The 6,609-nt window shown below is 68.7% G+C and carries 7 protein-coding genes; 5 read left to right on the top strand and 2 right to left on the bottom strand.

The annotated features are described in order from the left end of the window. Nucleotides 1-438: PleD family two-component system response regulator (locus D7Y15_RS41500; protein ID WP_148713012.1), on the top strand; the 438-nt coding region annotated here is incomplete at its 5' end. Nucleotides 439-450: 12 nt separating this feature from the next. Here D7Y15_RS41500 and D7Y15_RS41495 read toward each other — a convergent pair. Further along, nucleotides 451-1,155, bottom strand: coding sequence for a hypothetical protein (locus D7Y15_RS41495; protein WP_120575528.1), 705 nt, complete (start codon nucleotides 1,153-1,155; stop codon nucleotides 451-453). 32 nt (nucleotides 1,156-1,187) lie between these two features. Beyond that, the gene (locus D7Y15_RS41490; protein ID WP_120575529.1) at nucleotides 1,188-2,498 is read right to left on the bottom strand and encodes a radical SAM protein; all 1,311 of its coding nucleotides are present in this window, start codon (nucleotides 2,496-2,498) and stop codon (nucleotides 1,188-1,190) included. A 181-nt stretch (nucleotides 2,499-2,679) separates the two neighbouring features. Here D7Y15_RS41490 and ald point away from each other — a divergent pair, with 181 nt between their 5' ends. The 4 genes from ald to D7Y15_RS41470 all read left to right on the top strand — a co-directional run. Then, a complete protein-coding gene (gene ald, locus D7Y15_RS41485) occupies nucleotides 2,680-3,807 on the top strand; it encodes an alanine dehydrogenase (RefSeq protein ID WP_120575530.1) in 1,128 nt (375 codons plus the stop codon). 259 nt (nucleotides 3,808-4,066) lie between these two features. Continuing rightward, entirely contained in the window at nucleotides 4,067-4,711 is a 645-nt protein-coding gene (locus tag D7Y15_RS41480; RefSeq protein ID WP_120563274.1) for a sigma-70 family RNA polymerase sigma factor, read from the top strand. A gap of 50 nt (nucleotides 4,712-4,761) precedes the next feature. Beyond that, nucleotides 4,762-5,613: an anti-sigma factor gene (locus D7Y15_RS41475; protein WP_120575531.1), complete on the top strand. Its 852-nt coding sequence runs from the start codon at nucleotides 4,762-4,764 to the stop codon at nucleotides 5,611-5,613. Between the two features lie 188 nt (nucleotides 5,614-5,801). Further along, the coding region (locus D7Y15_RS41470) for a PleD family two-component system response regulator (protein ID WP_148713011.1) at nucleotides 5,802-6,609 on the top strand (808 nt) is incomplete at its 3' end.

Raw genomic sequence — 6,609 nt, 5'->3', positions numbered from 1 at the left:
GAGGATGCGCGGCTTGCGCCCCCCGGCGGACTCCCCAAGGCCCCGATGGCCGCCGGGGGGCGCAAGCCGCGCATCCTCATCGTGGACGACAGTGAGATGACCGCGCGGATCATCGAAGCGGACCTGGTGTCCAAGGGCTTCGAGGTCCACGTCGCGGACACCGCTGACAAGGCCACGAAGATCATCCTGAAGAAGCAGACGCGCCCGGACCTGGTGCTGCTGGACGTGCGCATGCCCAACGTGAACGGCGAACAGTTCTGCCGCTTCATCAAGAGCAACAGCCTCTTCAAGGGCATCAAGGTGCTGCTGTGCTCCGGCGAGAACGTCGAGGAGCTCCAGCGCATCTGCCGCGAGGCCGGCGCCGACGGCTACATCCCCAAGGACGCCGTGATGGGCAACCTCGTCGCCAAGGAGCTGATGCCCCCTGGCGCCGAGTAGTCGCCGCGCGCTTCAGGGCTTCGCCGCCGCCTCGGGCGTCACGGACGCGTCGGGCGTCGCCGCGGTCTCCTGGGCCGGGCAGCTCGTCTTGGCGGCCCGCTCCTGCAACTGCTCCTGCACTTCCGCGGACTTCGCCTCGGAGGGCTTCGCGTTCTCCACGAAGCGCTGGTACGCGGCCAGCGCCTCGCAGGACTTGCCCAGCGCGTCGTAGGACTTCACCAGCGCGTTGAGGATGGGGCGCTGGCCGGGCTGAAGATCAAAGGCCTTCTGCAGCTCCGCCGCGGTCTCCTCGGTCCGCCCCAGCGCCTCCAGCGAGAGGCCGCGCCACACGCGATAGCTCGCGTTGTCCGGCTGCGCCGTCACCAGCGCGGTGGCGGCCTTCAGCGCCAGCTCCTTCTCCCCGGCGCGCGCGTTCGCCGTGTACGCCAGCTGGAGCAGGACGATGTTGGGGCCGCACTTCTCACCGAACGTGTCCGTCACGCGGGTGAGGCCCTTCATGTCTCCGGTGTCCAGCAGCAGCTGCGCCAGCTGCTGCGCCTTCGCCTTGTCGCACGGCGTCTCCGTCAGCTCCTCGCGCAGCTTGCGCACGAGCGGCTTCTTCAGGCCGTGGTCGAACTCCGGCTCCTCGGGCGCCTTGCTGCACGCACCGAGGACGGCGCCGGAGGAGAGACAGAAGACGGCGAGGCGGAACGCGGAACGGAAGGAGGAAGCGGACATGCCGCCCTGCGTAGCCCTTCCCTCCCGGACGGTCAAACCTCCGGTGAGCCCGCGGCGTTCTCCCGCTCGTCCAGGCCTCGCGCGAAGTTGCCGATGATGAGCCCCGGCCGCGCCGCCTTCAGCCGCTGGAGCAACGTGCGGATGCCCACCGGCTCGCCGCCCGCGCCCACGCCGCGCGCGACCTCCAGGTACTGGAGCGGATCAATGCACAGCGAGCGCGTCTGCACCTGATCCACGCGGTACTTGCGCACCAGGTCCTCCAGCGCCCGCACCTCGCCCTCGCGGTCGGTGACGCCGGGGAACAGGAGCAGGTTGAGCGCCAGGTACGCGCCCCGCTCGCGCGCCAGCGCGATGGACGCCTCCACGTCCTCCCAGCCGTACTTCACCGGCTTGTAGTAGGCCTCGTAGAGCCCCTTGGACGCGGAGTTGAGCGACACGCGCACGGCGTCCAGCCCCGCGTCCAGCAGGGCCTTGAGCCCGTGCGTGAGGCTGGCGTTGGTGTTGATGTTGATGGAGCCCTTGTCCGTCTTCGCGCGCATCAGGCGGATGGACTCCGCGATGAACTTCCAGCGCGTGAGCGGCTCGCCCTCGCAGCCCTGGCCGAAGCTCACCATGGTGCGGCCCGGCGCGTGCTCCAGGTGGTACAGGCCAATGGCCGCCATCTCCTCCGCGGAGGGGCCGTCATCCATGCGCTCGTGCGAGGCCGGCGGGCCGTCCGCGGGCTGATCCGAGATGCAGCCCACGCAGCGCGCGTTGCACATCACCGACGCGGGGATGGCGCCCTCGTCGCGCGCATAGAAGATGTTCTGCGACGTGAAGCACCGGTACAGCAGCGCGCACGTCTTCAGCTGCTTGAGCACGCGGCTGTCCGGGAAGCGCCCCATGTGCGCCGTGACCAGGCCCTTCAGCTCCGGCGTGGAGTACGCCTCCGGCTCCCAGTGCGAGCGCCGGTCGGTGTGGATGGCCCACGCGAGCGGCCCCTTCTCCCCCCACGCCGCCGCCGTGTACGCCCACTGCGGCAGGATGGGTCCGCTGCCCTTCACCTCCCCGGGCAGGAACGTGCGCGTGTAGCCCGGCGGCAGCAGCGCGCCCACGGCATTGGGCACGAAGGTCTTTCCGCCCATCTTCATCTCGCGCACCAGCTCCAGCTCACCGGAGTCCGGGTTGAGTCCCACGGGCAGCCGACCAGGCAGGTGCACCAGGCGCCCGGTCGCTGGCAGGGCGATGGGCTTGTCCTGCGGGGGCACCAGCTCCTCGCCGCTGCGCAGGGTGGCGATGAGGTAGGGATGCTCCATGACCCGGCCCTTGGGGTCGGCGAAGAGCAGTTTCGGCGCGTGCGTCATGCGCTGTTAACTAACACGGGTGGGCCGCCCTGCGTCCAACGCCTCGCGTCATATGGGTGGATGAATGAGGCCCATCACGCGTGGCCCCTTCCCTCGCCCGTGCGCGCCTTGAAAGCGCTCATGCCCTGGTCTATGGGTCCGCCACGTTTTCCAGGCAGTCCCCCATTCGTCGGAGGCAGTCGTGATCGTCGGAGTCCCCAAGGAGATCAAAACCCGCGAGTACCGTGTTGGCATGGTGCCTGCGGGCGTGCGCGCGCTCACCATCGCGGGGCACACGGTGCTGGTCGAGACGAACGCTGGCGTCGGCTCCGGCATCCCGGATTCGGAGTACCAGCGCGTCGGCGCGCAGATCATCACCACCGCGGATGAGGTGTGGAAGCGCGCGGAGATGATCGTGAAGGTGAAGGAGCCCATCGCGCCGGAGTACGAGCGCATGCAGCCCGGGCAGATCGTCTACACGTACTTCCACCTGGCCGGCGTGGATCCGGAGCTCACCAAGACCCTCATCAAGAAGAAGGTCACGGCGGTCGCCTACGAGACGCTCCAGCTGGACGACGGCAGCCTCCCGCTGCTCAAGCCCATGTCCGAGGTGGCCGGCAAGATGGCCATCCAGGTGGGCGCCGCGTGCCTGGAGAAGGCCCACGGTGGCAAGGGCATCCTGCTGGGCGGCGTGCCCGGCGTGCGTCGCGGTCGCGTGGCCGTCATCGGCGGTGGCGTGGTGGGCCTGTGCGCCGCCAAGGTCGCCGTCGGCATGGGCGCGGAAGTGACCATCCTGGACGTGAACCTGGAGCGCCTCACCTACCTGGACGACGTGTTCCTCGGCCACGCGCAGACGCTGGCATCCGACACGGAGTCCATCGCGCGCACCGTGCGCGAGTCGGACCTCGTCGTCGGCGCGGTGCTCATCCCCGGCGGCAAGGCCCCGAAGCTGGTGTCGCGTGAGCTGATTGGCGAGATGGAGCCCGGCTCCGTCGTCGTCGACGTGGCGGTGGACCAGGGCGGCTGCATCGAGACCTGCAAGCCCACCACGCACGACAACCCCACCTTCACCGTGAGCGACGTCGTCCACTACTGCGTGGCGAACATGCCCGGCGCGGTGCCCCAGACGTCCACCTTCGCGCTCACCAACACCACCCGCCCCTACTCGCGGAAGATCGCGGACCTGGGCCTGGTGGAGGCCATCAAGTCCGACCGCGCCCTCCAGCGCGCCATCAACACCTACAACGGCCACATCACCTACGAGGCCGTCGCCAAGGACATGGGGTACGACTACGTCCCCCTGATGGACGCACTCGGCGGCAAGAAGTGATGTAGCGGTTGCCTGCTCCACAGCCGGCCAGCCCTGTGCTGGCCGGTTGCCTGGAGGGGACGGTTGGACGGGTGTCCCGTCAAGTTCCCACCCTGTGGAATAAATGATCCCGCCGGACGTCTCCGCACTCCAGAAGCGGGCATGCGGGCGGCGCGGCAGGGGAAAGCGTTGTTGACCCGTCTGTTCCGGTGCATAGATTGACCGTTAGGCAGGCGACGCATTCCCCAATCATTTCGGGCCCCTGGAAGGCGGGAGCATGATGCTGGACTTCAGGCAACCCAACCGGACGAAGCAGGAATTCGAAGAGCTGGCGCTGGCACACCTGGACCCGCTGTATTCAGCGGCGCTCCGGTTGACCAAGAACGAGCGTGACGCCGAGGACCTGGTGCAGGACACCTGCATGCGGGCCTACCGCTTCTTCGACAAGTTCGAGCGCGGGACCAACATCAAGGCCTGGCTCTTCAAGATCCTCACGAACACCTTCATCAACCGCTACCGCCGCAAGGTGAAGGAGCGCACGGTGGTGGAGGGCGTGGAGCGCGAGGCGGTGCATGAGCGCTTCGTGAGCCGGGACGCGACGGACTTCGCGGCCAACCCGGAGCAGTACTTCTTCGACCGGCTCTTGTCGGACGACGTGCTGCGCGCCATCGACTCGCTGCCCATCGACTTCCGGCTGGTGGTCATCCTCGCGGACCTCCAGGAGTTCTCCTACAAGGAGATCGCGGAGATCCTGGAGTGCCCCGTGGGCACGGTGATGAGCCGCCTCTTCCGTGGCCGCAAGCTGCTGCAGAAGACGCTGCGCGAGTACGCGGAAGGCCAGGGCGTATTCCGGCACGACGGGGAGCCGGTTCAGGCGGCCCCGGCGGATCTGGAAGAGTTCAGGCGCCGGAAGAAGGCAGGCTAGAAAGAGGTTGGAGGGGCGTTGCTTCCCTCCGCCCACCTCATCGAGCGCCCATGACCTGCCAGGAACTCGAGCGGTTGCTGTATCCGTACCTCGACGGCGAATTCCAGCCCGAGGAACGCCACGACGTGGAGTCGCATCTCGAAGGCTGCTCCGCGTGTGTCGCGCGGGTGGACGAGGAGATGCAGCTTCGTCAGACGCTTCGCCGCGCGGCGAAGCACTCCATCTCTACGCAGGGCACGCGCGCGCCGGCCTCACTGCGCGCGGGCATCCAGTCCGGCCTGCACCGCGAGCACCGCCGCGCGCAGGTGGGCCAGTGGCTGCGCGCCGGGGCCATGGCCCTGGTGGTCGTGACGGTGAGCGGCGGCTGGATGATGTACCAGTCCGGCAAGGCGCAGAAGGCCACCATCCTGGAGGCCGTGCAGCGCCACACGCGCCAGCGGCCCCTGGAGTTCGTCGCGGGCACGCCGGAGCAGATCGAAGCGTGGTTCAACGACAAGGTGGAGCACCGCATCACCCTGCCCCGCCTGCAGCAGGCGCGGCCCGTGGGCGCGCGCTTCTCCACGCTCAACGGCCAGGAAGTCGTCTACGTCAGCTACGAGACGCAGCCCCGCCTCACCAACGAGCCCAAGCGCAACATCGGCGTGTTCGTGTATCCGGCCACGGGTCAGCGGGTGATCAAGGACGAGGGCCCCACGGTGGAGAACGTCGCCGTGGACTCGAGCCAGGCGTACAACGTGGTGACGTGGCGTGATCAGGACGTCACCTACGAGCTGGTGACGGATCTGGACGACGCCGCCATCCTGCAGATGCTGCGGGATCAGGAGCACCGCTCGAACGGGCTCGTGCGCCCCGCGCAGGTGAAGCCCGCGGTGAGCGTGCAGCCTGTCTCGCTACAGCCCTGAAGCCCTCGGAAACCGGGGGCTCGGGTGGTCGGCTGCTCAACTGAATACCGGGCGTTGCGCCCGGTGTGAAGATTGACGGTCCCATGCATGGCCGATAGCCTCGACGGCGTCTTTACTCTCGCGCGCCGCCGCTGCTGTCTCACGCGGTGACACACCGCGCGCCGCACCCCCAGGATGGCCGTCCCTTCATGTCCAAGCGAATCCTGATCGTCGAAAGCGACGCCACCCTCGCCACCACCCTGCAGCAGGCCATGGAGTCGCGAGGCTTCTCCGCGCAGACGACGGGCGACGGCAAGGGCAGCGTGGAGCTGATCCGCCGTGAGCGTCCGGACCTCGTGGTGCTGGCGGTGGACCTGTCCGCGGGACAGAACGGCTACCTCATCTGCGGCAAGCTGAAGAAGGACGACGAGCTGAAGACGGTGCCCATCGTCATCATCGGCAGCCCGGACGGCTTCGCGGCGCACAGCAAGCTGAAGGCGCGCGCGGACGAGTACGTGGCGAAGCCGGTGGACACGGACGTCCTCATCGACCGCGTGGGCGGCGTCATCGGCTTCCCGGAGCCGCCCGCGAGTGACGAGGTGGTGGACGAGAGCCTCACGCTGGACTCGCTGGGCGAGGAGCCCGCGACGGACTTCGGCTCGGAGGAGATCGCCGTCGACACGGGCGAGGAGCCCGCGGTGGCCGGGGAAGACCTGGACATGCTCGACGACGCCTTCAGCGACATGTCCGAGCCCGTGACGGGCACGGAAGAGGAGCCCGTCGTCGCGCCGCCGGAGGAGATGGAGTCCCCGTCCGGCCTGGAGGAGATCTCCGCGCTCGACTCGCTGGGCCCGGACAACGACGACTCGCTGGACATGCTGGGCAGCCTGGACGAACCGGAGGAGAAGACCGTCGTCGGCTTCATGCCGCCGGTGGATCCGGAGCCCATCGCCGCCCCCACCCCGCCGCCCGCGCGCGCCGCGCCCACGCCGCTGCGCGCGGGCGGCGGGGTGGGGG

Origin of the sequence: Corallococcus sp. AB030 (assembly GCF_003668965.1) — a bacterium.
Taxonomy (GTDB): domain Bacteria; phylum Myxococcota; class Myxococcia; order Myxococcales; family Myxococcaceae; genus Corallococcus; species Corallococcus exiguus.
Note: the sequence above shows the minus strand (reverse complement) of the source record. Positions and strands in the feature narration are given on the sequence as shown.